29 protein-coding genes are annotated in these 25,702 nt (G+C 33.7%); 13 read left to right on the top strand and 16 right to left on the bottom strand.

What is annotated here, in order from left to right; all coding sequences use genetic code 11:
• Positions 1-34 precede the first annotated feature (34 nt).
• The 10 genes from AAGV28_RS03075 to dnaA form a co-directional block, all read right to left on the bottom strand.
• Positions 35-1,399, bottom strand: a complete 1,365-nt coding sequence (locus tag AAGV28_RS03075; protein ID WP_373405355.1) for a methylmalonyl-CoA mutase subunit beta — start codon at positions 1,397-1,399, stop codon at positions 35-37.
• A 28-nt stretch (positions 1,400-1,427) separates the two neighbouring features.
• Entirely contained in the window at positions 1,428-1,754 is a 327-nt protein-coding gene (locus tag AAGV28_RS03070; protein WP_373405354.1) for an FtsB family cell division protein, read from the bottom strand.
• Positions 1,755-1,851: 97 nt separating this feature from the next.
• The gene (gene udk / locus AAGV28_RS03065) at positions 1,852-2,460 is read right to left on the bottom strand and encodes a uridine kinase (protein ID WP_373405353.1); all 609 of its coding nucleotides are present in this window, start codon (positions 2,458-2,460) and stop codon (positions 1,852-1,854) included.
• 104 nt (positions 2,461-2,564) lie between these two features.
• Complete coding sequence (locus AAGV28_RS03060) at positions 2,565-2,855, bottom strand: helix-turn-helix transcriptional regulator (RefSeq protein ID WP_373392052.1); 291 nt, start codon at positions 2,853-2,855, stop codon at positions 2,565-2,567.
• Between the two features lie 2 nt (positions 2,856-2,857).
• Complete coding sequence (locus AAGV28_RS03055; protein ID WP_373405352.1) at positions 2,858-3,199, bottom strand: type II toxin-antitoxin system RelE/ParE family toxin; 342 nt, start codon at positions 3,197-3,199, stop codon at positions 2,858-2,860.
• A gap of 314 nt (positions 3,200-3,513) precedes the next feature.
• Positions 3,514-4,278, bottom strand: coding sequence for a hypothetical protein (locus AAGV28_RS03050; RefSeq protein ID WP_373405351.1), 765 nt, complete (start codon positions 4,276-4,278; stop codon positions 3,514-3,516).
• A 299-nt stretch (positions 4,279-4,577) separates the two neighbouring features.
• Positions 4,578-5,459: an SDR family oxidoreductase gene (locus AAGV28_RS03045; RefSeq protein ID WP_373405350.1), complete on the bottom strand. Its 882-nt coding sequence runs from the start codon at positions 5,457-5,459 to the stop codon at positions 4,578-4,580.
• A 187-nt stretch (positions 5,460-5,646) separates the two neighbouring features.
• On the bottom strand, positions 5,647-6,369 hold the full coding sequence (locus AAGV28_RS03040) for an SAM-dependent methyltransferase (RefSeq protein ID WP_373405349.1): 723 nt from the start codon (positions 6,367-6,369) through the stop codon (positions 5,647-5,649).
• Positions 6,370-6,393: 24 nt separating this feature from the next.
• A complete protein-coding gene (locus AAGV28_RS03035) occupies positions 6,394-6,861 on the bottom strand; it encodes a low molecular weight protein-tyrosine-phosphatase (protein ID WP_373405348.1) in 468 nt (155 codons plus the stop codon).
• A gap of 6 nt (positions 6,862-6,867) precedes the next feature.
• On the bottom strand, positions 6,868-8,295 hold the full coding sequence (dnaA, locus tag AAGV28_RS03030; protein ID WP_373405347.1) for a chromosomal replication initiator protein DnaA: 1,428 nt from the start codon (positions 8,293-8,295) through the stop codon (positions 6,868-6,870).
• Positions 8,296-8,492: 197 nt separating this feature from the next.
• Here dnaA and AAGV28_RS03025 point away from each other — a divergent pair, with 197 nt between their 5' ends.
• On the top strand, positions 8,493-8,894 hold the full coding sequence (locus AAGV28_RS03025; protein WP_373405346.1) for an acyl-CoA thioesterase: 402 nt from the start codon (positions 8,493-8,495) through the stop codon (positions 8,892-8,894).
• A gap of 22 nt (positions 8,895-8,916) precedes the next feature.
• Here the strand turns inward: AAGV28_RS03025 and AAGV28_RS03020 are convergent, their stop codons facing one another.
• From AAGV28_RS03020 to ribD, 3 genes are all read right to left on the bottom strand, one after another.
• Positions 8,917-9,522, bottom strand: coding sequence for an IMPACT family protein (locus tag AAGV28_RS03020; RefSeq protein WP_373405345.1), 606 nt, complete (start codon positions 9,520-9,522; stop codon positions 8,917-8,919).
• 145 nt (positions 9,523-9,667) lie between these two features.
• The gene (locus AAGV28_RS03015; RefSeq protein ID WP_373405344.1) at positions 9,668-10,270 is read right to left on the bottom strand and encodes an HAD family hydrolase; all 603 of its coding nucleotides are present in this window, start codon (positions 10,268-10,270) and stop codon (positions 9,668-9,670) included.
• Complete coding sequence (gene ribD / locus AAGV28_RS03010) at positions 10,263-11,306, bottom strand: bifunctional diaminohydroxyphosphoribosylaminopyrimidine deaminase/5-amino-6-(5-phosphoribosylamino)uracil reductase RibD (RefSeq protein WP_373405343.1); 1,044 nt, start codon at positions 11,304-11,306, stop codon at positions 10,263-10,265. The genes AAGV28_RS03015 and ribD overlap by 8 nt, the downstream gene beginning before the upstream one ends.
• Before the next feature lie 412 nt (positions 11,307-11,718).
• Here ribD and prmC point away from each other — a divergent pair, with 412 nt between their 5' ends.
• Entirely contained in the window at positions 11,719-12,606 is an 888-nt protein-coding gene (gene prmC, locus AAGV28_RS03005; RefSeq protein ID WP_373405342.1) for a peptide chain release factor N(5)-glutamine methyltransferase, read from the top strand.
• 81 nt (positions 12,607-12,687) lie between these two features.
• Here prmC and AAGV28_RS03000 read toward each other — a convergent pair whose 3' ends face one another.
• Positions 12,688-13,929 (bottom strand): ABC transporter permease, encoded by a 1,242-nt coding sequence (locus AAGV28_RS03000; protein WP_373405341.1) that lies wholly within the window; start codon positions 13,927-13,929, stop codon positions 12,688-12,690.
• A 171-nt stretch (positions 13,930-14,100) separates the two neighbouring features.
• Here AAGV28_RS03000 and hisS point away from each other — a divergent pair, with 171 nt between their 5' ends.
• The 11 genes from hisS (at position 14,101) to AAGV28_RS02945 (ending at position 23,933) form a co-directional block, all read left to right on the top strand.
• Positions 14,101-15,471, top strand: coding sequence for a histidine--tRNA ligase (hisS, locus tag AAGV28_RS02995; RefSeq protein ID WP_373405340.1), 1,371 nt, complete (start codon positions 14,101-14,103; stop codon positions 15,469-15,471).
• 573 nt (positions 15,472-16,044) lie between these two features.
• Positions 16,045-16,623, top strand: coding sequence for a nucleotide exchange factor GrpE (locus AAGV28_RS02990; protein WP_373405339.1), 579 nt, complete (start codon positions 16,045-16,047; stop codon positions 16,621-16,623).
• Between the two features lie 47 nt (positions 16,624-16,670).
• A complete protein-coding gene (gene dnaJ, locus AAGV28_RS02985) occupies positions 16,671-17,786 on the top strand; it encodes a molecular chaperone DnaJ (protein ID WP_373405338.1) in 1,116 nt (371 codons plus the stop codon).
• Positions 17,787-17,944: 158 nt separating this feature from the next.
• Entirely contained in the window at positions 17,945-18,865 is a 921-nt protein-coding gene (locus AAGV28_RS02980) for an ABC transporter ATP-binding protein (RefSeq protein WP_373405337.1), read from the top strand.
• 70 nt (positions 18,866-18,935) lie between these two features.
• Positions 18,936-20,252, top strand: a complete 1,317-nt coding sequence (locus AAGV28_RS02975; protein ID WP_373405336.1) for an ABC transporter permease — start codon at positions 18,936-18,938, stop codon at positions 20,250-20,252.
• 78 nt (positions 20,253-20,330) lie between these two features.
• Positions 20,331-21,494 (top strand): sigma-54-dependent transcriptional regulator, encoded by a 1,164-nt coding sequence (locus AAGV28_RS02970; RefSeq protein ID WP_373405335.1) that lies wholly within the window; start codon positions 20,331-20,333, stop codon positions 21,492-21,494.
• 87 nt (positions 21,495-21,581) lie between these two features.
• Complete coding sequence (locus tag AAGV28_RS02965; protein WP_373405334.1) at positions 21,582-22,295, top strand: DEAD/DEAH box helicase; 714 nt, start codon at positions 21,582-21,584, stop codon at positions 22,293-22,295.
• Positions 22,296-22,301: 6 nt separating this feature from the next.
• Complete coding sequence (locus AAGV28_RS02960) at positions 22,302-22,532, top strand: putative signal transducing protein (protein ID WP_373405333.1); 231 nt, start codon at positions 22,302-22,304, stop codon at positions 22,530-22,532.
• Between the two features lie 36 nt (positions 22,533-22,568).
• Entirely contained in the window at positions 22,569-22,814 is a 246-nt protein-coding gene (locus AAGV28_RS02955; protein WP_140485065.1) for a hypothetical protein, read from the top strand.
• Position 22,815: 1 nt separating this feature from the next.
• The gene (locus AAGV28_RS02950) at positions 22,816-23,100 is read left to right on the top strand and encodes a hypothetical protein (RefSeq protein ID WP_373405332.1); all 285 of its coding nucleotides are present in this window, start codon (positions 22,816-22,818) and stop codon (positions 23,098-23,100) included.
• A 35-nt stretch (positions 23,101-23,135) separates the two neighbouring features.
• Positions 23,136-23,933: a Cof-type HAD-IIB family hydrolase gene (locus AAGV28_RS02945; protein WP_373405331.1), complete on the top strand. Its 798-nt coding sequence runs from the start codon at positions 23,136-23,138 to the stop codon at positions 23,931-23,933.
• A gap of 258 nt (positions 23,934-24,191) precedes the next feature.
• Here the strand turns inward: AAGV28_RS02945 and AAGV28_RS02940 are convergent, their stop codons facing one another.
• Complete coding sequence (locus tag AAGV28_RS02940) at positions 24,192-24,872, bottom strand: hypothetical protein (protein WP_373405330.1); 681 nt, start codon at positions 24,870-24,872, stop codon at positions 24,192-24,194.
• Complete coding sequence (locus AAGV28_RS02935) at positions 24,856-25,440, bottom strand: transglycosylase domain-containing protein (RefSeq protein WP_373405329.1); 585 nt, start codon at positions 25,438-25,440, stop codon at positions 24,856-24,858. Before AAGV28_RS02935 ends, AAGV28_RS02940 begins: the two co-directional genes overlap by 17 nt.
• Between the last annotated feature and the right edge of the window lie 262 nt (positions 25,441-25,702).

Here is a 25,702-nt window from a genome sequence, read left to right as displayed (position 1 = left end):
ATATGCTTTTTGCAATTGATTTTATGAAATACTATTATTCTGCGGCCAGTCGTTCTTGTTCTAGTTTCTCCGTCAGGCGTTTTTCAATAATAGGAGTAATCAAGGTTTTTCGGGGTTTTATTTTTACAAAAGGATACAATTCGATTTGCTCTTTTATTTTGTCCTTTGGATTCGAATATTTATTGGTTCCAACAAGGATTTCTTTTTCAGAATCAAAAAGTTGTTGTTCTTTGTCAGTGCTTTCTTGAATTTTTCTTTTGATGATTCCGTCGTTCAATTGTTTTAAAAACCCGCCGTTGGCTTCAATTTCTTTAAACAATGTCAAGGCTTTTTCGGCTAATTGCTGCGTTAACGTTTCGATATAATAACTTCCGTCAGCAGGATTGTTTACCTTATCAAAATAGCTTTCGTTTTTAAGAATCAGTAATTGATTGCGGGCTATTCGATCGCCAAATTCATTGTTTTTATGGTAAATGGAATCGTAAGGCAAGTTGGTAATAGTATCTGCTCCACCTAGAATCCCCGACATACATTCTGTCGTGGTTCGCAACATATTGATATTGTAATCATATAGCGTTTTATTGCGTTTTGTTGGGGTTACCAAAAGATGGCAATCGCTTTCGTGATAATATTCTTTGGCAATCAATTGAAATAATAAGCGTAACGCACGCAATTTGGCAATTTCAAAAAAGTAATTAGTTCCAACTGCAACTTCAAAAACAATGGCTTGATGAATCGTTGGAATTCGGTTCAAATATTCATTGGCGTGAGCCAGACTATAAGCGATTTGCTGGACAATATTGGCTCCTGCATTTTGATATAAAGCAGAATTAATACTAATCAAAGAACTTTCTCTGGTGACTTTTGAAAGCAACTGTAACGTTTCGAAATTGTTTTTTTCTTTGGTAGTAAACCAATTTCCTTCTTTGGCTAATTGCCCAATAGGATCCAGATTATAAAATACTCTGGCTTTCTTTTGTTCAACAATGGTATTTATTTTCGAAATAAAATCAATTGATAAAAACTTTAGGTTAAAATGAATTGCTGTGTTTTCCAGCGGCAATTTTTCTAGTAGTTTTTGAATGTCAACGGATTCATTTTCGATGGTGAATCGTAAACTTTCAGCTCCTCTTTTTAAAGAATCCAAGGCTCTTTCTAAGGATTTCTCGACATCAAAAACAAATATATTTTGGCAAATTTTAAACTGCGATGCATTTGTGGCAGCAGTAGTGGTTTTGCTAAAATCATCCCGATGATAAAAGGGTTTCACTTTAATATCTTCTGGCGAATTCCAAACCAAGGTTTCATTATAATCCGCTCCATCAAGCTCGAACTGGATTTTTTGCTTCCATTGCTTTGATGAAACAGGGTCGAAATCTTTGAATAAATTAGTAGCCATTTTTAGTTTGATTTTAATAATTCAGGATTTATTGTTTCTTTTCGATAGTGTCGCCTTCAAATTCGATGATGTAAATATCCTCACTATCTTTTTTCATATAGTATTTTTCGCGGGCATATTTTTCTATTTGTTCAGGATTTTTAAGCTGCTTGATTTGCGCTTCGTCTTTTTTAATTTCTTCCTGATAATAGGTTTTGTTGTCTTCCAATTCTTCAATTTGATTGTCTAAAATGCGATGATCAAAATAAGAATAATTGTCTAAAAAGATCATCCAGGCGGCAAAAAAGGATAAGGACCACATGTATTTGTTACTTAAAAATTTAAACCAGCCTTTGTCTTTATATGGGTTCTTCATTAGTTGTTTTTTTATGTCAGGTTAAACTCAAATCAGGTTCAGATAAAAGTAAAATGGCATTAGTATTTTAAAGTGTTATTATAAAAATACAATAAAATTATAGAATTTTTTGATTTATTACCGTGCGTAGCATGTCTATGGCTACGGTGTTGTATTTGTTGTTTGGGATAATAACATCGGCAAAAGCTTTTGTAGGTTCTATAAATTGTTCATGCATGGGTTTTAAGGTTTGCTGATAGCGATTTAAAACTTCTTCCATATCGCGACCACGCTCAGCAATGTCTCTTTTTAGCCTCCGAATAAGTCTTTCATCGGCATCGGCATGAACGTAGATTTTGATGTCAAATAAATCTCTTAATTCTGGATGTGCCAGAATTAAAATGCCTTCAACAATCAATACTTTTCTGGGATGTGTTGTTATACTGTCTTCGGTTCGGTTGTGTGTGACAAAAGAATATATGGGTTGCTGGATGGTTTTACCAGCTTTGAGTTCTTTTAAATGAGTGACTAATAAGTCAAAATCGATAGCTCTGGGATGATCAAAATTGATTAAAGCGCGTTCGTCATAACTTAAATTGGTCGTTTTTTTATAATAGGAATCCTGAGAAATAACCCCCACTTCGGTATCAGGCAATTGATTCATGATTTGCTGCACGACCGTTGTTTTTCCACTTCCTGTTCCGCCTGCAATTCCTATAATCAGCATAAAATGGTTTTGTTGTTGTTATCCAACAAAAATAGGAATTTAATTGGGAGTATATTTTGGTTTTGGGATGAAATGTTGGTGGGTTTTGAGAGAAAAATAATGTCTTATATTTCAATCTGAATGGTAACTTTTCCTCCTAAACCTTTTTCGACGATATCATACAAGGTTTTTAAAGTTAAGTTGCTTCCATTGTTTTCTATTCGCGAAATGTATTCTCGTTTTTTATCCACAAGTTCGCCCAATTCGGTTTGAGTTAAATGCTTTTCTTCACGTGCTTTTTTTAATTGTAAACCAATTTTAAAGCCGCTAAAATCTCTTTCTAATTCATCACGTCTTTCTGTTCCTTTTTCTCCGTAAACAGTATCTTTAATTTCTTTCCAGCTTTTAGTTTCCATTTTCATTTGATTTTTTCTTGATAATACTGATTCATTAAACGTAACGCTTTTTCAATCTCATTCTTTGGGGTTTTTTGCGTTTTCTTTTGAAAGCCATTGAGAAGAATTACAAGTTTACCGTTATCGAAAAAACAAAAAACTCTCCAAATATTTGAAGCCAATTGTATTCTGGCTTCATAAAGACCGTTAGTTCCTTCCATTGATTTTAAATAATTCGAAGGAACGCGTTCGAGAGTTTCAATAGCTTCAATAATCTTAAATATTTTATCTTGAACTTTCCTTGGCTGTTCCAAGAGAAATTCCTCAAAGTAGTTTTTGTAAGCTATAACTTCGCGTACTTTCATTTTTCAAAGGTAACTTAAAAGTTACTATTTAGCAATTTTTCTGTTTTTTTTGTTTTTCTAATACCAGCTATATAGTTTTTTGCCACATGAAAGGATTCGTGCAGCAGCATAGGGACGTTATGTCTATTCTCGCTCCGCAAAGTCTTTGACTTTGAGAAAGTGTTAATCTGTCTGTGACAGATGTAGAAATAAATCATTAAAAATATCGGTTTAAAACCGATAATCGCTACCGCAAAGTTGAAAACTTAGCGGAGCTGGTTTGTACACATTTTGCAACCTCGCAAAACTGTTGTTATCTGTTGGTTGAGTATTTCTTAGTGTGTCAATCCGCAGTCACATGGCTCAATTAAATTATCTTCATAAAAATTTATGAACTCTTTTGCGCTGTCGAGAGATTTTTCATAATTGAAGTCTAAAGCTTCAGTATAAAGTTTCTCGTAATAATTAACTTCATAATCAATATTTGCTTTTGCATGCGTAATGTTATCTCTTAATGTTTTAAGCTTAATTAATTCGTTGTAGTCAGAGTTTTTCTTTTCTGCAAAGTTATTACCTGTAATATGTTTCAATACAATTTTGATTTTATCTTCAAATCCTGTATGTCGTATTACTTCATATTTATTCATAGTAGAATTTCGACGTCGAGAATTTGCCATCGTAAAATCTTTTGGAATTTTAGAGTTAATCATAGCTTCTAGTGAATTAAATAGCGAAGACGAAAAACTCGTTACCACACTATAAAACCCGAACATTGCATTCAGAATTACATCAACATCTGTCTTATCATTTTTTAACCCTTCAAATAAATCATTTCGGTATTCCAATATTGACGAAAGAAATCCTTGTGCATTAGAAAAATATATGACGATAGGGTTTGGTTCTCCAATCATAACTTTCTTTCCGTCTAAATTGTAAAAAAAACCTTGAATAAACTTTTGATCAGTTGTTATTATATAAGGCACGAAATCGTTCAAGTTTCCTTTGATTTTTTTTGCTACTTTTCCCTGTTCAATTGTAAAATCATATCCATCCTGTGTAAATTTATGCTCCTTTAAAAATTTTCTTTTAATGTGTTTCATTGTAGTTTTATAATTATATGTGCAATTTCACCGAGGTCGTGTATAATCAGGTAGATTTTCGCTATTTTACTTCGTTTTATAATTACTCAAGTATGTAAATAATTATTTATAAATTTTGTTTTTGCTAATCTATGTATTTAAGTTGGATTTTGAAAAATAGCGCGGAGTTTCCTCCTTCGTCGGAATGACAAACTGTGGGGGGTAAATCAGTGTCAATCCGTTTTATCCGTTAAATCTGTGGGCTATTTTCAGCAACAACAATGACAATTGCAATAGCAAAAAATCAATTTTAAGTAAAATTATTTATTCTTCTTCGCTTTAATCATCATTTCCAGTTGATCCCAAAGTTCCTCGGGGATGGCTTCTAGTAGATTGAATTGTCCGGCGCCTTTGAGCCATTCGCCACCATCAATTACTACTACTTCGCCGTTGATGTAAGCCGAAAAATCAGAAACCAAATAGGCTGCCAAGTTGGCTAATTCCTGATGATCGCCCACACGTTGAAGCGGGACTTTTTTTGCCATGTCAAATTTTTCGGCAAGATCTCCGGGAAGTAATCTGTCCCAAGCGCCTTTGGTAGGAAATGGCCCAGGCGCAATGGCATTGGTTCGGATACCATATTTAGCCCATTCTACGGCAAGACTTCGGGTCATGGCGAGAACTCCCGCTTTAGCAGTGGCACTGGGCACCACATAAGCCGAACCCGTCCATGCATAAGTGGTCACAATATTTAAAACCGTAGCCGAAGTTTGCTTGCTGTCAATCCAGTGTTTTCCAAAAGCCAAGGTGCAGTTTTTGGTTCCTTTTAAAACAATATCAATAATGGTGTCAAAGGCATTTGCCGATAAGCGTTCAGTAGGAGAGATGAAGTTTCCCGCTGCGTTGTTGAGTAAAATATCGACTTTGTCAAAAGTTTTTATGACTTGTTGCAACATGTTTTCTACTTCTTCGTAATTTCGAACATCGCATTGCAAAGGCAAACAAATCCCTGCTGTTTCCGATTCTAATTCGGCAGCCGTATTTTTAAGTTTGTCTAAATCGCGTGAGGTTATAGCAACTTTGGCACCCAGTTCCAGAAAATATTTAGTCATCGCTTTTCCTAGTCCGCTGCCGCCACCAGTAACAACAATTACTTTTCCTTTTAGGGCGTCATCTCGTAACATTTTTTGGCTAAAGTTCATTTTGAATCGGTTTTATTGTAAATATACGAAATGAAGTTTGGGTTGTTATTATTAAAAAATAGAATTTACTATATTTTAATGAACTCTTTAGCAGGGAAGTTCAGGAATACTTATTTTTTTAAAATAATGTGGTTTGGGTAACATCATAAAAATCGGAATGAAATAATACCGATTTTTAAAATAAAAACTACATTTTATGAATGATAAAAATTGTAGGACGTTTGTGCAAATCAATCGTTTCTTTTTTCCAAGCCGCAATTTTCTTGGTCTTAATGTATTCTGTTGGTAAAGTGATATCAGTAGCAATACACAAATGCGTTTCAGGATGTAAGGTCTGAATCAAATCTTCCAGTAATTTATTGTTGCGATAGGGTGTTTCAATAAAAATTTGGGATTGATTTTTCTCGAAAGAGGTTCTTTCTAAACTCTTAAAACTTGCTTTTTTCTCGTCTTTTTCGATAGGCAAATAACCGTGAAACGTAAAACTTTGTCCGTTCATTCCCGAAGCCATCATTGCTAATAAAATAGAAGAAGGACCTACTAATGGAATCACTTGAATGCCTCTGTCGTGTGCTAATTTTACAATTACAGCACCGGGATCGGCCACTCCGGGACAACCTGCCTCGCTCATTAAACCTACATTTTTTCCTTCTAGTAAAGGTTTGATAAAGTCTAAGTGTTCTTTGGTTTCAGTATGCTTGTTTAGGGCAAAAAGTACTAAATCGGCTTGTTTTTTCTCCGGATTGACTCCTTTGATGGATTTTCTGGCTGTTTTTTCGTTTTCAACAATATAATAGTCAATGAAATCGATGGTTCTTTTTACCGTTTGTGGCAAAACATCCATTGGGTCACATTCTCCCATGGTGGTGGGAATTAAGTAGAGTTTTCCAAAAGGAGTATTTGATTTCATTGTAATGGGTTTAGTTAAATGAATTTAAGGATGCTTGGCCATTAGCTTTTGAGCAATGGAATCGCAAGTTTCATTCAGCATTTGATAGACTGTTTCAAATCCGTTTTCCATTCCGAAATATGGATCTGGAACATCGACGTTTTCGTTGGGATACAACTCGTTCAGAATCATTTGAACTTTGCTCTTGTGGATTTCGTTTTTGGCTAACTGAATGACAGCGTTGTAATTGGACTGATCCATTACATAGATATAATCAAAAGCATCAAAATCGGAAGTTTTAAACTGTCTGCCTCTTTGTTTTGATATGTCAAGTTGGTACTTTTTAGCAACAGTTATCGAACGCGCATCTGGCTGATGGCCAATGTGCCAAGAACCCGTTCCGGCAGAGTCGACGGTAAATTTTTCTTGAGGTAATTTGGAACTTAAGATGCCTTCGGCCAAAGGAGATCTACAAATATTGCCCAAACAAACCATTAATATCTTGACAGACATAGGGATTTATAGCGTTAGTTTTTTGTGGATGTCTTCGACAAATTTTTTGAATTGTTTGTCCGTTGCTACCAGGTTATCTACCGTTTTGCAAGCGTGTAATACGGTGGCGTGGTCGCGATCGCCAATTTGTGAACCAATGTTTGCCAAAGAGGATTTTGTGAATTTCTTAGCAAAAAACATGGCCAATTGTCTGGCTTGTACTACGTGTCTTTTTCTGGTTTTAGATTGTAGGGTTTCGATATCCAATTGGAAATAATCTGAAACAATTTTCTGGATGTAATCAATCGATATTTCGCGTTTTACATTTTTTACAAATTTCTCCACCACACTTTTCGCCAGTTCGATGGTGACTTCTTTTTTATTGAAAGAAGATTGAGCAATCAACGAAATAATAGCGCCTTCGAGTTCACGAACATTCGATTTGATGTTACGGGCTACGTATTCGATAATTTCATCAGGCATTTCTACACCATCACGGTACAAAATGTTTTTTAAGATAGAAATTCGAGTTTCGTAATCCGGTTGGTGCAATTCGGCAGATAGTCCCCATTTGAAACGAGATAATAAGCGTTGCTCAATATCTTGCATGTCAACTGGTGCTTTATCAGAGGTCAAAATCACTTGCTTTCCGTTTTGGTGCAAATAATTGAATATGTGGAAAAATACATCTTGTGTTCCTGATTTTCCAGAAAGGAATTGCACATCATCAATGATTAAAACATCGATTAATTGGTAAAAATGAATAAAATCATTTCTATTATTTTTCTTTACCGAATCAATATATTGCTGCGTGAAAATTTCGGCAGAAATATATAAAACGGTTTTTTCAGGATATTTGTCTTTAATTTCAACTCCAATAGCGTGGGCCAAATGGGTTTTTCCCAATCCCACACCACCAAAAATCAACAAGGGATTGAATGAAGTTCCTCCAGGTTTATTGGCAACCGCCATCCCTGCTGAACGGGCTAATCTATTAGAATCTCCTTCTAAGAAATTGTCAAAACTGTAATTCGCATTCAGTTGCGATTCGATTTTTAAATTTCTAATACCCGGAATCACAAACGGATTTTTTAATTCAGGATCTAGGTTTTTTAAGGGAGCGTCAACGTTTTGAGGTTTCATTGGAGAACGGTTTGCACTTGGCAATTGTTCCGTAAACGGCTGTTTGTTGCCGTAAGTGTTCTCCATTTTAATTTTATAAAGTAACTTTGCGTTTTTACCAAGTTCTTTAGTTAAGGCAACTTTTAATAATTTAACATAGTGTTCTTCTAACCATTCGTAGAAAAATTTACTAGGAACCTGAATGTATAACGCATTATCGGTAAGTTCAACTGACTTGATTGGTTCAAACCAAGTTTTGTATGCTTGGTCTTGAATATTGTCTTTTATAAAAGACAAACAGTTATCCCATACTGATTGAGCAGTTTTGTTCATAAATTCTGTTAAATTATTATATTTTTATTCTGTTTATTGGAGTAAATAACATCAAAAAAAGTTGTTATTTATCGGGGTAACAAATATGTGAACAAATTTCGTTAAAAAAAAATTTATAGAGGTTGATTTTGAAGAAATATTGTTGTAAGTAAGAAGAAAAGGATTTCAAATTAATATATAAAAAAGGCAATTTAAGAATGAAAATACACGAGTTTAAGGTAAGAGTACGCTATTCAGAAACCGATCAAATGGGTGTGGTTTATCATGGTAATTACGCACAGTATTTTGAGATGGGACGCGTGGAATGGCTTAGAAACATTGGGATTTCTTATAAATGGATGGAAGAAAACGGTGTAATGCTTCCAGTAGTTTCTCTAAATATAAATTATAAAAAACCTGCTCATTATGATGATTTATTGACGGTGAAAACCATTTTTAAAAGTCAGACTTCGGTGAAGATTGAATTTGAATATGAGATATACAATGAACAAAATGAGTTATTAACAATTGGTGGCTCAATTTTGGTTTTTGTGAACATGAAAACGGGTCGTCCGATGGCTGCGCCTGAGTATGTCAAAGAGAGGCTTTTACGAATATAGAAATCAAAGAATCGGATATTCATTATTCTATAATTTTAATGTCTATTTCATATTGAGAAACGAAAATTTCGAGTATTTGTTCGGCGTGTTTTTTTCGAATTTTAATCTCAATTTCGCAACTCATTTCCATTTTTTGATGCACAATGGCTAAGTTTTTTTCTTTGATAATGCGCATTACCTTATTCATGTTTTTGTAATCAAAAGAAATTAAATAATGAATATCAATTGTTTTTTCTATAATGGAGCAATTTTCAAGAGTGAGTTGTGCGGCAGTTTTATAAGCAGTAATTAATCCGCCCACGCCTAATTTTGTTCCGCCAAAAATGCGAACAATAACAATGAGTACGTTTGTTACCGAAAAAGACTGAATTTGTCCATAAATGGGTATTCCTGCCGAATTACTAGGTTCACCATCATCATTGGCTCTGTAATTTATTTTTTCAGTGCCAATTTGGTAAGCATAACAATAATGACAGGCGGTGGGATGTTTTTTTCTTAAAACCTCAAGTATGGGTTTGACTTCTTCATCAGAAATTATGGGAAAGGCGTAACCAAAGAATTTACTTCCTTTTTCTTTAAAAAGAATTTCTTCAGATGGAAATGCAATAGTATTGTAAGTGTCGTTCATTTTTCAATTGCAATAACAATAACAATGGCAAAAATCAATGCCAATATCAATATCAAAAAAAAATGAATAGTGATATTAAAATAAGATTGTATTGTTATTTATAATTTTCATTGATATTGACTTTTGCCATTGTTATTGCAATTGTTTAAAGTATTTCTTTGTCGAATAAATCTATCACATCTTCTTTTCCTACTTGTAGGTTCCAAACATGAATGCCTAATGCTTGTGCGGCATCTGTATTTTCTTTTTTGTCGTCTACAAATAAAGTGTGTTTGGGTTGTAATTGGTGGTTGTTCAAAACCCAATGATAAATTTCCTTATCGGGTTTGCGCATACCCATTTCGAATGAGAAATATACTTTTTCAAAACAATGGTAAAAATCGCTGTAGAAAGAAGTACCAACTCTTTTTTCGAATGTGTTAATATGAATCGAGTCGGTGTTGCTTAATAGAAACAAACGGTATTTTTGAGAAAGCATCTGTAAAAATTCCAGACGATATAGCGGAAAATCTAATAAAATAGCATTCCAGGCCTTAAGAATTTCTTCAATAGAAGCATCAGGCAGTTGTTTTTGAAATCCTGATATAAATTCCTCCTTTGTAATATTCCCTTTTTCAAATTGAATATTCAACTGATCTAAATCGGCATTCCATTTTTCTAAACCTAAATTTTTAAGTCCGTCAATAGTGGCTTTTTTGTCTAAATTAATAAAGACATCTCCAAAATCAAAAATTATAGCATTAATCATGATTGGTATATATTATAAGTTCATCTTCAATAACGAACTGTTTTTGGTTTGCTTTTGATTGTATAATTGGCGCTTTTGTTCCGTTTTTAAAAGTAGCTTTTCCTTTAAAAATGCGTGCTTCGTCCCAAAGATTTGCATCAATAAAAGTTTGTATTGTTTGACGTCCACCTTCAATGATTACCGATTGAATTTGATGTTTAAATAAGGTTTCTAAAATTTGAGAAGCTATATCTTGTTCAAAATCAATACTTTCAAAGATACAATTTTCTTGGTTTGTATTGGTGTCTGTTTGGCAAAAAACAATCGTTTTGATTTGGTTGTCCAGCAAGAAACTTTCCTTTGGAATCCGATTATTTTTGTCTAAAACCACTCTTACCGGATGTGTTCCAGTCCAATCTCTAACATCTAATTTCGGATTATCGTCGATAGCAGTTTGTGTCCCGACAAGAATGGCTTGTTCTTCGCTACGCCATTTATGAACTAGTTGTCTCGAATATTGATTGGTAATCCAGACGGGTTTTTGTTCGTTTCTTTCGCTTGGCGCAATGAAACCATCCTGACTTTCAGCCCATTTCAGGATAACATACGGTCTCTTTTTTTGATGAAAAGTAAAAAAACGTTTGTTGAGTGCGTTGCATTCGTTTTCCAAAATACCTACAGTAACGTTAATTCCCGCTTCAAGTAATTTTTTGATTCCGTTTCCAGCTACTTTTTCGTTAGGATCTACCGTTCCGATAACTACATTTGGTATTTTATATCGAATAATTAAATCGCAACAAGGTGGCGTTTTTCCAAAATGACTGCAAGGTTCTAAACTAACATAAATGGTAGCTTTTTGTAAAAGCGATTTGTCTTTAACTGAATTTACGGCATTCACTTCGGCATGCGGTTCTCCTGCTTTTTTATGCCAGCCTTCGCCAATAATTTTCCCTTCATAAACAATAACGCTACCCACCATCGGGTTAGGATAGGTGGTTCCTAAGCCGTTTTGAGCTAGTTCAATGCAGCGCGCCAGGTATTTTTCATGTATCTTCACAAGGCAAAAGTAGTTATTTTTGAGTTTATGATTTAGTGAAAACATTTAAAAAATAAGACACGAATTTCACCTATTTACACGAAAGTAAAGTCGCTTCAATTGCACAAATTGACGTAAACAAAAGAAATTGGTGTAATTAAATTTAAAATTACTATGGTTTGTGGTAATTCGTGCAATTCGTGTTTGGTTTAAAGATTTAGTTTTTGAAACCACTAAAAATAACAATAAACTATTGCTATTTTTGCTTTTTGGAAGCTTAACAGTAAAAAATAATTTAACCATTAAGATATTTAAGTGAATTTAAACTTAATGTTTCTAAATGTCTTAATGGTGAAAGGAAAGATTCTAATTTTTCAATCTGATAAAGGTTAATAATTAAGTTTTTCCTGTTTCATCAAGAAATTTTAAAATTATGCAAATCAAACAATATAGATCTCAATTTATTCAAGCGCTTTCAGTAATTTATGATGAAGGCGAAGCTGAAAGTTTTTTTTATTTGATATTAGAAGAAAAAAAGCAATTGAAACGAATTGACTTGGCTTTACAGCCTGATTTGGTTTTTTCTGAAGAAGAAATCGGGATTTGGAATTCGATTTTGGAACAATTAAAATTAGAAGTTCCAGTTCAGTATTTGCTTGGAAAAACCCATTTTTACGGTTTGGAATTTGAAGTCAATGAAAACGTATTGATTCCAAGACCAGAAACGGAAGAATTGGTAGATTGGATCGTTTCAAATAACCAAATAACCAAATCCACAAACCCACTTCGGATTTTAGATATTGGTACAGGAAGTGGTTGTATTGCGATTTCATTGGCCAAAAATATTCCGAATGCACAGGTTTTTGCGATTGATGTTTCCGAAAAAGCTTTGGCGACAGCCAAAAAAAATGCTGTAATGAATCAAGTTGAAGTACATTTTATAAAAACTGACATTTTAAATATTAACGATTTAGAAGAACTTCCAACTTCTAACTTCCAACTTCCAGCTCATTTTGATATTATCGTTTCCAATCCGCCTTATGTTCGAAATTTAGAAAAAGAGGAAATCAAGAAAAATGTTTTGGATAACGAACCGCATTTGGCTCTTTTTGTTGAAGATAATAATGCCTTGATTTTTTATAAAAAAATTGCCGAATTAGCTCAGAAAAATCTATCTCAAAACGGACAATTATTTTTTGAAATCAATCAATATCTAGGAAAAGAAATGATTAATTTACTTGAAAATATGAATTTCAAAAATGTTGAATTGAGAAAAGATATTTATGGGAATGATAGGATGACAAAGTCAAGTGTTCAGTAAGCAGTTTTTAGTATTCAGTTTTTTATGAGTAATCATTAGTGTCCGGATTGACTGACCACTCACAAGCTGATTACTGACTACTTATTCATAACGCAACGCTTCAATAGGGTCTAGCACAGCGGCTTTAATAGCGGGATACAATCCAGAAACGATAGCTACAATAAAACTGGTTAAGAAAGCAGCAAAAATAGCGCCCCACGGAATAACAAATGCAAAACTCAAGGCAGTGGCAATTCCGTAACCGATTAAAATCCCTAGAATAATACCAATTAAACCTCCAAATTGTCCAATAATCATGGTTTCAATAAAAAACTGAATCGCAACGGTAGAACGTTTAGCACCCAATGCTTTTCGGACACCAATTTCTCGAGTACGTTCGGTTACCGAAACAATCATAATATTCATCAAAGCGATGGAAGAACCCAGTATAGTAATGATGCCGATAACCCAAGCCGCCCAACCTAAATATTGTGTGATGCTTTGGATGCGATTAATCAAATCATCACTTCGAACCACGCCAAAATTATTATCTTTTACGGGACTTAATTTTCGAATGCTACGCATCGTGCTAATAGCATTATCGGTGGCCTGTTCCAGAAACTCTTTATTATTTACCATCACACTCAGGTTGTAATTGATATTAGGAGCCGTAAAAAGCGAGCGAGCTACTTGTATAGGAATCAAAACTCTTAAATCCTGACTGTTGCCAAATGTAGAGCCTTTCTCTTTTAAAACACCAATTACTTTAAATCGTGCGCCACGAATCGAAATGGTTTTGTTGATAGGATTGACCTCTTTTAATAATCCTTTTTCGAAATCCGAACCGACTACGCACACATAATTGTTGTTGCTAATGTCGAAATTATTGAAATTGCGTCCTGAACTGGTTTCTAATCCAGAATTGGTTACAAAATATTCGTCGACACCTATAACCGAAATTTCTGGATCAGTTTTTTGAGCTTCAAATTTTACTTCGGCGGTTGAAGTGGCTTTAAAAGAAAGTGAGGTTTGCGAAAGCGGAAAGTTGTATTTGTTTTTAAAAGCGACAGCTTCAGGATAAGAAATAATTGGATTGATGATTTCTCGTTCTTCGCCTCCTTGTTTTTTAACGGTATTTTCGTATCTATTGATATTGAAGGTATTGGCACCCATTGAGGCAAAATCAGAAGAAATTGTGTTTTCTAAAGCTGAAACAACGGTTAGAATTCCCACTAGAGCAGTAATCCCAATGGCAATAATTAATATGGTAAGTGTAGTTCTTAAAATTTGGGTTTTAATCGAACCAAAAGCTATTTTTATATTTTCCTTTAATAGATTGCTCATCGTAATAGTTTGATACGAAAATACAATTTTTGAGAGAAGTTTGTTTTCAAGGCGAGTTATTTATTTTAAAAATAAGATATTTGCAGCCAAAATAGAAGTTAGAGGTTAGAAAGTAGAAGTACTGAAGGTTCTAACCTCTAACCTCTAACCTCTAACTTCTAACTTTTTAAGATGGCATCAAAACCAAGTATTCCTAAAGGAACAAGAGATTTTTCACCTGCTGAGGTGGCTAAACGTCAATATATTATCCAAACTATAAAAAGTAATTTTGAGAAATTTGGTTTCCAACCGATAGAAACGCCTTCGTTTGAAAATTCAGAAACCTTGATGGGAAAATATGGAGAAGAAGGCGATCGATTGATTTTTAAAATATTGAATTCTGGGGATTATTTGGCGAAAGCCAATGCTGCTCATTTAGAAAGCAAAGACAGCGTGAAATTAACTTCAAGTATTTCTGAAAAAGCGTTGCGTTATGATTTGACCGTTCCGTTTGCAAGATATGTGGTGCAACACCAAAACGAAATTGAATTTCCTTTTAAAAGATACCAAATCCAACCCGTTTGGCGTGCCGACCGTCCGCAAAAAGGGCGTTTTAGAGAATTTTTTCAATGTGATGCCGATGTGGTAGGTTCAAAAGCCTTGTGGCAAGAAGTAGAATTGGTACAATTATACGATACGGTTTTTAGCACTTTAGGTTTAAACGGAGTTACGGTTAAAATCAATAACCGAAAAATATTATCCGGAATTGCGGAGGTAATTGGAGCTTCGGATAAGTTGATTGATTTTACAGTGGCTTTGGATAAGTTAGACAAAATTGGTGAAGACGGTGTAAAAAAAGAAATGATTGAAAAAGGAATTTCTGAAGATGCCATTGTAAAAGTGCAGCCTTTATTTCATTTCACGGGAAGCATTTCGGAGAAAATCGAAAAATTATCACAGCTTTTAGCCGCTTCAGAAGAAGGAATGAAAGGAGTGGAAGAGTTGCGTTTTATTTGTGACAATGTGACTAAATTAGGATTAGCAACTGCAATTTTAGATTTGGATGTAACTCTGGCACGTGGTTTAAATTATTATACAGGAGCTATTTTTGAAGTGGCAGCACCAAAAGGAGTCGCTATGGGATCTATTGGCGGCGGCGGAAGATACGATGACTTGACCGGGATTTTCGGTTTGAAAAACATGAGCGGTGTGGGGATTTCCTTTGGCTTAGACCGTATTTATTTAGTAATTGAAGAGTTGGGATTGTTCCCAGAAACCGTTACCGCAAGTTCTAAAGCTTTGTTTATTAATTATGGCGATGCCGAAGCTTTTTATGCTTTGCAAGCCATTAAAAAATTACGAGCTTCGGGTATAAAAGTAGAATTGTATCCGGATAAAGCTAAGGTTGCAAAACAATTTCAGCATGCTGACAAACGCAATATTCCTTTTGCGGTAATTGTAGGAGGAGAAGAAATGAGTTCGAATACCTATTCGCTTAAGAATTTAGTTTCGGGTGAACAAGTAACATTAGATTTTGAAGGATTAAAGAATGCTTTAGTTTAATTCTAGAGGGATTTTATTATTCGATTAAAGCTTATAAATAAAGATAGGTCGCTCCGCTGGAGCTTTATTGGTTAATAATTACTGTTTTCTACAAACATTTCGCTCCTAACGGAGCTATTTTAGTCCCATCGGGACAAACTGTTCGTAGAAAAAAAATGAATATTTGAAAAAGCTCCAACGGAGCGACCTGTTATTTTATATCATAAATACTAGGCTCAAAAGTTATTTGTGTTTTTATTGGATAAGATTAAAAAAAAATAAAAACAAAAAAAGCTTTGTCTGTAGACAAAGCTTTTTTTAGTATAAGTAATCGCGAATTAATAATTGTTTTGTAATCAACTGTAATTTTCGGTATTTCAAATCGAAAATCAGAGATTGATTATTACCTAATAACAAACATATAGAATCTATTTGGATTATGTCTTAAAAATTTATTAAAATTTTAATTTTAACTTGAAAAAAGAATAATTTAAGAAAAAAGTTGCTACAAAAATAGCTATTCGGAAAAAGTGTGACAATTTGACATTTAGAGCGTTTTGGCAGTACTTTTGCTATCCAAAGGAAAGTGTAAAAATGAAGTTTAAGAATATTTTTAAAAATAAGGGAAATATGAGTACTGAGAATACAGAAATCGATAAAGAAATGGATGAGGTAACAATGGAAAACACAGCAAGCCAAGAGCCAGCAGTTACTGAGGAGTTAAGCGTTGAAGAGCAATTGACAAAAGACTTAGCAGATGAAAAAGACAAACATTTACGATTATTTGCTGAATTTGAAAACTACAAAAGAAGAACTTCAAAAGAGCGTATTGATTTATTCAAAACAGCCAATCAAGAGGTTTTATTAGCTATGCTGCCTGTTCTTGATGATTTTGACAGAGCGATGATTGAAATTGCTAAATCAGAAGATGAAACTTTGACAAAAGGAGTAGAGTTGATTCACGAAAAATTGAAAAACACTTTGTCTTCTAAGGGTTTAGAGTTAGTTGATGTAAAAACAGGAGATGCTTTTGATGCTGATTTTGCAGAAGCAATTACACAAATTCCTGCACCATCACCTAAATTAAAAGGTAAAATAGTAGATGTTCTTGAAAAAGGATACAAACTAGGAGATAAAATTATTCGTTTCCCAAAAGTAGTTATTGGGCAATAAATTAGGGTAGATATACACTACTGTGTTTTTGAAAAAAATAAATACAAATGAAAAAAGATTTTTACGACATATTAGGTGTTCCTAAAAATGCTGATGCTGCGGCAATTAAAAAAGCCTACAGAAAAAAAGCAATAGAGTTTCATCCTGATAAAAATCCTGGAGACAAAGCGGCAGAAGAAAAGTTCAAGGAAGCGGCAGAAGCTTATGAAATTTTAGGAGATGCTGACAAAAAAGCAAAGTACGACCAATATGGACATCAGGCTTTTGATGGTTCTGGCGGATTTGGCGGAGGTCATGGCGGCATGAATATGGATGATATCTTCAGTCAGTTTGGTGATATCTTTGGCGGTGGTTTCGGTGGATTTGGCGGAGGCGGAAGCCGAGGTGGAGTTCGTCGTGCTAAAGGAAGTAATTTGCGTATCAAAGTAAAACTGACTTTGGAAGAAATTGCTAATGGTGTTGAGAAAAAAGTAAAGGTAAAACGTAAGGTTCAGGCTCCTGGAGTTTCTTATAAAACTTGTTCTACTTGTAATGGTCAAGGACAGGTAATGCGAGTGACTAATACTATTTTAGGTAGAATGCAATCAGCGACAACTTGTCCTGCTTGTGGAGGATCTGGTCAAATTTTAGATAAAAAGCCAGCTAACGCTGATGCGCAAGGAATGATTGTAGAAGACGAAACCGTTTCTATTAAAATTCCAGCCGGTGTGGTTGATGGAATGCAATTAAAAGTTTCTAACAAAGGAAATGATGCGCCAGGAAATAGTATTCCTGGAGATTTAATTGTAGCTATCGAAGAGTTAGAACACGAATTCTTGAAGCGTGAAGGCGAAAATTTACATTATGATTTATATGTTAGTTTCCCAGAAGCTATTCTTGGAGTTTCAAAAGATATCGAAGCCATTAATGGTAAAGTAAGAATCAAATTAGAAGAAGGAATCCAATCTGGAAAAATTCTTCGATTGAAAGGAAAAGGTATCCCAAGTATCAACGGATATGGAAATGGAGATTTGTTAGTTCACGTTAATGTTTGGACACCTAAAACATTGAATAAAGAACAAAAACAATTCTTTGAGAAAAACCTTGAAGATGATAATTTTTCACCAAATCCTGAAAAATCAGACAAATCATTTTTCGAAAAAGTAAAAGATATGTTTTCTTAATTTTTCCGAATAAATATAAATAGCAAGAAGTCCATCCCATGAAAGTGAAGATGGACTTTTTTTATAAAACAATTCAAGCTATTTAATTTGTAATTATTTACTTTTACAACCGCAAGGTCAAAAAGACCCAACCGAAGAAGAAAATTCAAAAAATCAGCATGAACACCTTATTAGAAGTCAATAAAGTAGTGAAGCAATACGGCAATTATGTAGCGCTTAACGAAGTTTCGTTGTCTGTTCCTAAAGGCAGTATTTACGGACTTTTAGGTCCTAATGGTGCCGGAAAAACGTCCCTTATTCGAATCATCAATCAAATTACCATGCCCGATAGTGGTCAAATTATTCTGGATGGTGAAAAATTGCAACCCAAACACGTACAATATATAGGTTATCTTCCTGAGGAAAGAGGTTTGTACCAAAGTATGAAAGTGGGGGAACAATGTTTGTATTTGGCGCAAATGAAAGGTTTGTCTAAGGCTGAAGCCAAAAAACAATTGGATTATTGGTTTGATCGATTGGGAATTCAAGGCTGGTGGAACAAGAAAATTCAAGAACTTTCTAAAGGAATGGCACAAAAAATCCAGTTTGTAGTTTGTGTATTGCACAAACCTAAATTGTTGATTTTTGACGAACCTTTCTCTGGTTTTGATCCCGTAAATGCCAATATAATTAAAGACGAAATTCTGGCGTTGCGTGATGAAGGTGCTACCATTATATTTTCGACGCATCGAATGGAAAGTGTCGAAGAATTGTGCGATCATATTGCTTTGATTCATAAATCGAATAAATTAATCGAAGGAAAATTAGAAGATGTTAAAAGACAACATAAAACCAATAGTTTTGAAGTAGGTGTTTTAACCGAAAATGTAGAAGGCTTGATGTTTGATATTACGCAAAAATTCACCGTTAATCCCGCTCATTTTAAATCATTGAATAAAGAATTAAAACTCGAGATTCAAATTGGAAATTCTCTTCCAAATGAATTATTGCATCTTTTAACTCAGCGCGGACAAGTCACTCATTTTGTAGAAAAAATTCCGAGTGTAAACGATATTTTTATACAAACGGTAACTAAATAAAAAACAATAAATAAATTCCAAATTCCAATCCTTTGGAATTTGAGATTTTAAAATTTGAAATTTGCGAAGTATGAGCATTATATCACTAATTATAAAAAGAGAGTTTTTTGCCAAGGTGCGCAACAAATCCTTTATTGTAATGACTTTTTTAAGTCCGTTATTGTTTGTGGGAATAGCGGTATTTGTGGGTTATTTAAGTTCGATGGAAGCCGATGTAAAACGTGTGGCTATTCATGACGAAACAGGCTTGTTTGTCAACGAATTCATAGCTCAAAATACCGAGGACAACGCATACAAATACTTTGATTTTTCCCAAATTGACAATCAATTTTTAAAAGATAGCATTACCAATAATGGTTATGAAGGTGTATTGGTTATTCCCAAAACCACTGATGTACACGATTTAGAAAACAAAATTGAATTTATTTCAAACTCCAGTCCTAGTATTTCTTTTATCGAAAATGCCCAAGATATTATTGCTAAAAAACTAACCAAAATAAATCTGGAAAATGCTCATTTAGATACTTTGGCGATAAAAAAAGCACAGGCTAGTGTAAATATTAATATAGCTAAAACTTCGGGAGAGCAAGGTTTAAAAGGATTGAACGAAGCTAAAATTGCTATTGGAGGCGCTTTTGGTTATCTCATTATGATGTTCATTATTATTTATGGAAATATGGTAATGCGTAGCGTGATTGAAGAAAAAACAAATCGTATTGTAGAAATTATTATTTCTTCAGTAAAACCTTTTCAGTTGATGATTGGCAAAATTATTGGTACATCATTAGCGGGAATTTTACAGTTTACCATTTGGGTAATCATTGGACTTTCGTTGTTGTTTGCCGCTTCAGTGTTTTTTGGAGTAAATGTTGGTCCATCGGCTAGTTTATCTCCAGCTTTAATGGAACATTCGCAAACAGAATTTGCAGGAACAGCCCAACTATTCATCAAAGAATTATGGAATTTACCTATTGCCAGTATCCTAATTGGTTTTGTGGTTTATTTCATTGGAGGTTATTTTCTATACAGTTCTTTTTATGCCGCTATTGGTGCCGCTGTTGATAATCAAACCGATTCACAGCAATTTCTTTTGCCAGTAATCATGCCTTTGATGTTGAGCGTTTATGTTGGTTTTTTTAGTGTAGTGAATGACCCCAATAGTACAATGGCAGTTACTTTTTCGATGATTCCGCTTACTTCACCAATTGTTATGTTAATGCGAATTCCTTTTGGAGTTCCATGGTGGCAGTTAGCGATTTCAGTCGCCTTATTATTTGCAACATTCTTATTAGTGGTTTGGTTTGCCGCCAAAATATACCGCGTAGGAATATTGATGTACGGAAAGAAACCAAGTTGGAAGGAATTATACCGTTGGTTAAAATATTAAAGATTGTTAATACGTTAATTCGTGGATTTGGTTATTTGTTTAGCCAATTACCGAATTATCAAATAACCAAATAAACAAATGAGTAAAATACTAATTATCGAAGACGAAGCCGCTATTAGAAGAGTGCTTACTAAAATTCTTTCGGAAGAAAATGATACTTATCAGGTTGAAGAAGCTGAAGATGGCGTTTCGGGTTACGAAAAAATAAAAAATAACGATTACGACTTGGTTTTATGTGATATAAAGATGCCAAAAATGGATGGTGTCGAATTACTAGAAGAAGTCAAAAAGATAAAGCCTGAAATCCCAATGGTGATGATTTCTGGTCATGGAGATATGGAAACGGCTATTAATGCAATGCGTTTAGGAGCTTTTGATTACATTTCAAAACCACCTGATTTGAATCGTTTGCTGAATACGGTTCGAAATGCTTTAGACAAGAAACAACTGGTAGTTGAGAATAAAATTCTAAAGAAGAAAGTCAGCAAAAACTACGAAATGATTGGCGAAAGTGAAGCGATTAATCACATCAAATTAATGATTGATAAAGTCGCTCAAACGGAAGCTCGTGTGTTAGTTACTGGTCCTAACGGAACAGGTAAGGAATTAGTAGCACACCAATTGCATGAAAAAAGTGAGCGTGCCAGTTTTCCATTAATCGAAGTGAACTGTGCAGCCATTCCGTCAGAATTGATAGAAAGCGAATTGTTTGGTCACGTGAAAGGTGCTTTTACATCGGCGGTGAAAGACCGTGCAGGAAAGTTTGAAGCGGCCGATAAAGGAACTATTTTCCTGGATGAAATTGGCGATATGAGTCTTTCGGCTCAGGCCAAAGTATTACGTGCTTTACAGGAAAATATCATTACCAGAGTGGGTGCTGATAAGGACATTAAAGTCGATGTACGTGTAGTGGCTGCGACCAATAAAGATTTGAAAAAAGAAATCGAAGAAGGTCGTTTCCGTGAGGATTTGTACCACCGATTAGCAGTAATTTTAATTAAAGTACCTTCGCTGAATGATAGACGCGAAGATATTCCGTTGTTAATAAGACATTTTGCAGATAAAATTGCTTCGGAACAAGGAAATGCAGTGAAGAAATTCTCTGACGATGCGATCAAATTGTTGCAAGAATATGATTGGACGGGAAATATCCGCGAATTACGCAATGTGGTGGAGCGTTTGATTATCCTCGGCGGAAGCCAAATTTCTGAAAATGACGTGAAGTTATTTGCATCCAAATAATTGAATAATTTAAAGATTTAAAGATTTAAAAATTAGGAGGAACAATCTTTTAATTTTTCAATTATTAAATCTTTCAATATAAAATAAATGAAACTAAAAAAAATAAACGAAACCTTAAAGGAAGCTTTAGTTGAAAATGGTTTAACTGAAGCCAATGACTTGCAACAAGAGACTTTTTCGAGTATAAAAAGCGGTGTTGATTGTATTATCATTGCTCCAGATGGAATGGGGAAAACTACGACAATTGTGATTAATGTAATTCAGCGATTGATTGGCTCTACTGAAGAATCACCAAGAGCTTTGATTGTTGTGGAAGACAAAGCTAAAGTTCTGGAAATGGTCGCGCTTTTTGAAAAGTATGGAAAATACAGCGGATTGGAGGTTTATGGGATTCATGACAAAGGCGATACCGACTACGACAAAAATTACATTTCAACAGGGATAGACGTTTTAATTGGCACACCCAACAAATTGAATGATACTTTCTCGTCTGCAGGTTATAATGTAAATCGATTGAAAATGTTCATATTGGACGATGCAAATCCAATTTTGAAATTGCGTCACGAAACTAAAATTATGCGTATTTCGAATAGTATTGCTAAAACACAGCGTATTATTTTTGGAGATCAGTTTTCAGAAAGAATCGAAATTTTGGCTGAAAAAATGATGGAAGAGCCTGAAATCTTTGATTTTGAAGATGATATGGAGTATGAGGATGAAGATGAAGAGGAAGAAGGATTAGAAGAAGATTTGGAAGACGAAGAAAAGGACGGAGAAGAAGAACAAAAAAATATAAAATAGAGTACCATGGGATTAATGAAAGTGTTTTCGGGAAGTGAGATTTTAGCTTTGGCATTAAAAGAAAAAATTGAAGCGGTAGGAGTGGATACGGTCATGAAAGACAATATTCAATCGGCTAGATTGGCGGGTTTTGGTCCCGAAAGGTCGGGACTAGGTTCGGCAGTAGAATTGTTTATTCAGGAAACTGATTTTGCAAAGGCCAATCCTGTAATTGAGGAGTTTCGATTGAATATTTAATAGTTGTATATTTGTTATTCTAATTATACCGTCGAAATGGATATAGATGCAAAAAAAATAGAATTGTTGGATTGGTTGCTTCATATTAACGATGAAAGTAAACTCAAAAAAATAATGGCGCTCAAAATAGTTTTAGATAAAGAAACTGTTGCCCATACTATTAGCGGTTATCCGGTAGATAAGGAAGAATATATCAATATGGTTAAAGAGGCTGATGAACGAATTACATCAGGCAATTATACTACACTTGAAGATTTAGAAAAAGAAATCGAAAATTGGTAAAGTGAAAAAATCATTACAAATAATCTTGATTGTTTTGCTATCGTTTATTGGAGATAGATTTTTGTTTATGCCAATTAGATTAAATTCTGTTTGGGAATATGAAACAGGTCATTATACAGGTGATCCAATAGCTTTAGAACAAAATATTATCGTTAAGAATAATTTGGAAGTTAAAATTTGCAAAAATGATGATTCAGCTTCTTTTTATTTGTTAGGATGTTATTTTGGAGAGCTTTATTTGTTAGAGAAAGAAACTTTAAAATATACTAGATATACTACTCGGTAAAGTTGAAAACTTTACGGAACAATAAAAAATAAAAGATGCAATACAAAATGTTGGTTCTGGACATGGATGATACCTTGTTGAATGATGACCATGAAATATCAGTTGAGAACAGAACGATGTTAGAAAAAGCTAAAGAAAAAGGCGTACAAATTATTCTAGCTTCTGGGCGACCAACGCCAGCAATGATTGAATATGCTAGAGATTTGGGTTTAATGGATTCGTATATGATTTCGTTTAACGGAGCAGTCATTACCGATTTAAAAACTAATGAAGTAATTTTCGAACAAACCCTGACTCAGGAGCAAATACATGCTTTGTATGATTATAGCCAAGAAAAGAAAACGCACATTATTACGTATCTGGACGGAAAAGTAATTAGCGAAACCCGTTCAGAATACATTGATATCGAAATTGATATCACGGGATTAGAACATGAAGTGGTGCCTAATTTCAAAGAGCGCGTTCAATCGGCGGCGATAAAATGTATTTTGCTAGAAGAGCCTAGTTATTTGAAAGAAGTAGAAGCCGATTTAAAAGCTACGATGCCGCATTTGAGCGTATGTATGTCAAAACCTTTTTTCCTAGAAGCCGCTCAAAACGGAATCGATAAAGGAGCAAGCGTGAAATTCCTAGCCGAAAAATTAAATATCTTACAAGAAGAAGTCATAGCGGTGGGGAATGCCGGAAACGATTTAACGATGATTGAATATGCAGGTCTTGGTGTTTGGGTTGACAATGTGGATGATCACTTAAGAGACAAAGGAAATGTAGTTGTAGCATCTAATAATAATCACGGAGTTGCTGAGGTAGTAAGACGATTTATTTTAGCTTAAGATTTTTTAAATTATAAATTAAACCATTAAGAAATGAAGGAATTTAAGAGTTGTTCTTAATAAACTTAATTTTTTAATGGTTTTTTTGTGTTAAGGTTTTTGTGTAATTTTTTTCTCAATCTTGTCTTTTCGACGAAGGAGAAATCTCAGCAAGAAACTCTACAAAGCATTAAAGTATGTTATTTGTTCACTATTGTTGGCGCAAAGTCGGAGACATTTGCGCAGTGAGCTACATTTTGTTGATAAGGGTAATTATTCTTAAACTTTTTCAAGCACGCTTTCTATATTTATTCTTAATTGTTTCTGAAAAGTATCCCAATCTTTATAAATTCTTGCGGATGCTTCTTTCACTTTTATGTTTTGATACTTTGATAGATTAACTACAACCAAAGAAAGACTTTGGTTTATTTGTTGAGTAGTTTTAAATTCTGAGAAATTTGGAATTTTATAAGTATCAATAAAGCCTTTTCTAATTTGAAATTTTAGGTTATTTTGATTATCGTTCCAAAATCTATTTTTTACTTTTTCATCATATTCATTATTTTCTGTTTTACTTTTCCAAAGTTTAAAATCTACCACACAATTATCAAATAATATTTTATCTATTATAGCAAAATCAAGATCACTATTCTCAGAGAATTTTCTTCCGTAATTATTAGGGTCAATTGCAAAACCAGTTCTAGCACTACCAAGTAAAATTATTTGAGTTTTATTTAATGAAAATTTATCTGCTATGTATTGAGTAGTTTGTTCGTAAACAAGTGGTTTTATTTTAAAAGCATGACAAAAATTACTTATTGTTAAAAAATTTAGAAGTGATTTACGTTCTGTTTCGTCCAATTTAAAATAACTGTCTTTTAAAAACTTTGCTGTTTCAACTTGTTCTAGTGGTTTTTCACATTCTAGAGAAGTATTAAGATAATTAATAATATTTACCATGTTTGTTATGTATTTCTATGATGTAATCTGTTCTTCTTTTTATGAATAATAGTTTTATTGTCGAATTAGATTTAGGTTCAGGATATTTTAAACGAGCTATTATTGATGCACATACCAAATCACTTAATTCACTATTTAAGTTTAAATTTAATGAACGTAAAGTATTTTCTAGACCTTGTTTTTCCGTACCGAAGTATGCTAGTTTTAAATAAAGTAGTGCAATCTCTTTTTTAGATAATATTTTTTTTAGTTTAGTTGCTAAAATTATTTCTTTAATTTTTCTTTTTAGAGTTCTACGATATTGATTGGTTAAGACTCTGACTAATTGCTGCTCAATGGTGCTTGCACCTTCCTTTTTGTTATAAAACAATCTATTTCTGATTGCTCGAATGATTGCAATAATATCAAACCCTCTATGTTTATAAAATCTTCTATCTTCGCCGATAACTAAGAAATCTACAAGGTTATTTAGATTAGCTAGGCTTGAATATTCATTTATATTTTTTCTTTCTGAATTAATTTTTTCTTTGATTTTATCTAAATCAAGTTGGATTTCTTTAAATATCAATTGGCGTAATCTTGAGTTAATGTATATAGTGTTACAAAATCACATAAAATCAAATTTTTAATAAGAGTTATGTTTTTTTTGCATTCCAAATATATCAATAAATAACTACAAAAGTTAATGAGTAGTCAAAATATTCTCGTAAAGCAGTTTTGCGTGAGGGATAGTACCGGCATCTTTTATGGCTTTTTTATCAAAGCCATAAAGATAGAGCGAATAGCCCGACCTCGTTGCAGAAACGAGAGTTATTTGAAATTGAGGTTTT

Source organism: Flavobacterium zubiriense (assembly GCF_041729725.1).
In the GTDB taxonomy this organism is placed as follows: Bacteria; Bacteroidota; Bacteroidia; order Flavobacteriales; family Flavobacteriaceae; genus Flavobacterium; species Flavobacterium zubiriense.
The sequence above is the reverse complement of the archived record's forward strand: the minus strand, read 5'-3'. Positions and strand labels throughout refer to the sequence as shown.

Bases quoted from the DNA above. Each gene is read 5' to 3' on its own strand.
- AAGV28_RS03075 (WP_373405355.1), bottom strand. From the start codon at position 1,399: ATGGCTACTAATTTATTCAAAGATTTCGACCCTGTTTCATCAAAGCAA.
- AAGV28_RS03070 (WP_373405354.1), bottom strand. From the start codon at position 1,754: ATGAAGAACCCATATAAAGACAAAGGCTGGTTTAAATTTTTAAGTAAC.
- udk (WP_373405353.1), bottom strand. From the start codon at position 2,460: ATGCTGATTATAGGAATTGCAGGCGGAACAGGAAGTGGAAAAACAACG.
- AAGV28_RS03060 (WP_373392052.1), bottom strand. From the start codon at position 2,855: ATGGAAACTAAAAGCTGGAAAGAAATTAAAGATACTGTTTACGGAGAA.
- AAGV28_RS03055 (WP_373405352.1), bottom strand. From the start codon at position 3,199: ATGAAAGTACGCGAAGTTATAGCTTACAAAAACTACTTTGAGGAATTT.
- AAGV28_RS03050 (WP_373405351.1), bottom strand. From the start codon at position 4,278: ATGAAACACATTAAAAGAAAATTTTTAAAGGAGCATAAATTTACACAG.
- AAGV28_RS03045 (WP_373405350.1), bottom strand. From the start codon at position 5,459: ATGAACTTTAGCCAAAAAATGTTACGAGATGACGCCCTAAAAGGAAAA.
- AAGV28_RS03040 (WP_373405349.1), bottom strand. From the start codon at position 6,369: ATGAAATCAAATACTCCTTTTGGAAAACTCTACTTAATTCCCACCACC.
- AAGV28_RS03035 (WP_373405348.1), bottom strand. From the start codon at position 6,861: ATGTCTGTCAAGATATTAATGGTTTGTTTGGGCAATATTTGTAGATCT.
- dnaA (WP_373405347.1), bottom strand. From the start codon at position 8,295: ATGAACAAAACTGCTCAATCAGTATGGGATAACTGTTTGTCTTTTATA.
- AAGV28_RS03025 (WP_373405346.1), top strand. From the start codon at position 8,493: ATGAAAATACACGAGTTTAAGGTAAGAGTACGCTATTCAGAAACCGAT.
- AAGV28_RS03020 (WP_373405345.1), bottom strand. From the start codon at position 9,522: ATGAACGACACTTACAATACTATTGCATTTCCATCTGAAGAAATTCTT.
- AAGV28_RS03015 (WP_373405344.1), bottom strand. From the start codon at position 10,270: ATGATTAATGCTATAATTTTTGATTTTGGAGATGTCTTTATTAATTTA.
- prmC (WP_373405342.1), top strand. From the start codon at position 11,719: ATGCAAATCAAACAATATAGATCTCAATTTATTCAAGCGCTTTCAGTA.
- AAGV28_RS03000 (WP_373405341.1), bottom strand. From the start codon at position 13,929: ATGAGCAATCTATTAAAGGAAAATATAAAAATAGCTTTTGGTTCGATT.
- hisS (WP_373405340.1), top strand. From the start codon at position 14,101: ATGGCATCAAAACCAAGTATTCCTAAAGGAACAAGAGATTTTTCACCT.
- AAGV28_RS02990 (WP_373405339.1), top strand. From the start codon at position 16,045: ATGAAGTTTAAGAATATTTTTAAAAATAAGGGAAATATGAGTACTGAG.
- dnaJ (WP_373405338.1), top strand. From the start codon at position 16,671: ATGAAAAAAGATTTTTACGACATATTAGGTGTTCCTAAAAATGCTGAT.
- AAGV28_RS02980 (WP_373405337.1), top strand. From the start codon at position 17,945: ATGAACACCTTATTAGAAGTCAATAAAGTAGTGAAGCAATACGGCAAT.
- AAGV28_RS02975 (WP_373405336.1), top strand. From the start codon at position 18,936: ATGAGCATTATATCACTAATTATAAAAAGAGAGTTTTTTGCCAAGGTG.
- AAGV28_RS02970 (WP_373405335.1), top strand. From the start codon at position 20,331: ATGAGTAAAATACTAATTATCGAAGACGAAGCCGCTATTAGAAGAGTG.
- AAGV28_RS02965 (WP_373405334.1), top strand. From the start codon at position 21,582: ATGAAACTAAAAAAAATAAACGAAACCTTAAAGGAAGCTTTAGTTGAA.
- AAGV28_RS02960 (WP_373405333.1), top strand. From the start codon at position 22,302: ATGGGATTAATGAAAGTGTTTTCGGGAAGTGAGATTTTAGCTTTGGCA.
- AAGV28_RS02955 (WP_140485065.1), top strand. From the start codon at position 22,569: ATGGATATAGATGCAAAAAAAATAGAATTGTTGGATTGGTTGCTTCAT.
- AAGV28_RS02945 (WP_373405331.1), top strand. From the start codon at position 23,136: ATGCAATACAAAATGTTGGTTCTGGACATGGATGATACCTTGTTGAAT.
- AAGV28_RS02940 (WP_373405330.1), bottom strand. From the start codon at position 24,872: ATGGTAAATATTATTAATTATCTTAATACTTCTCTAGAATGTGAAAAA.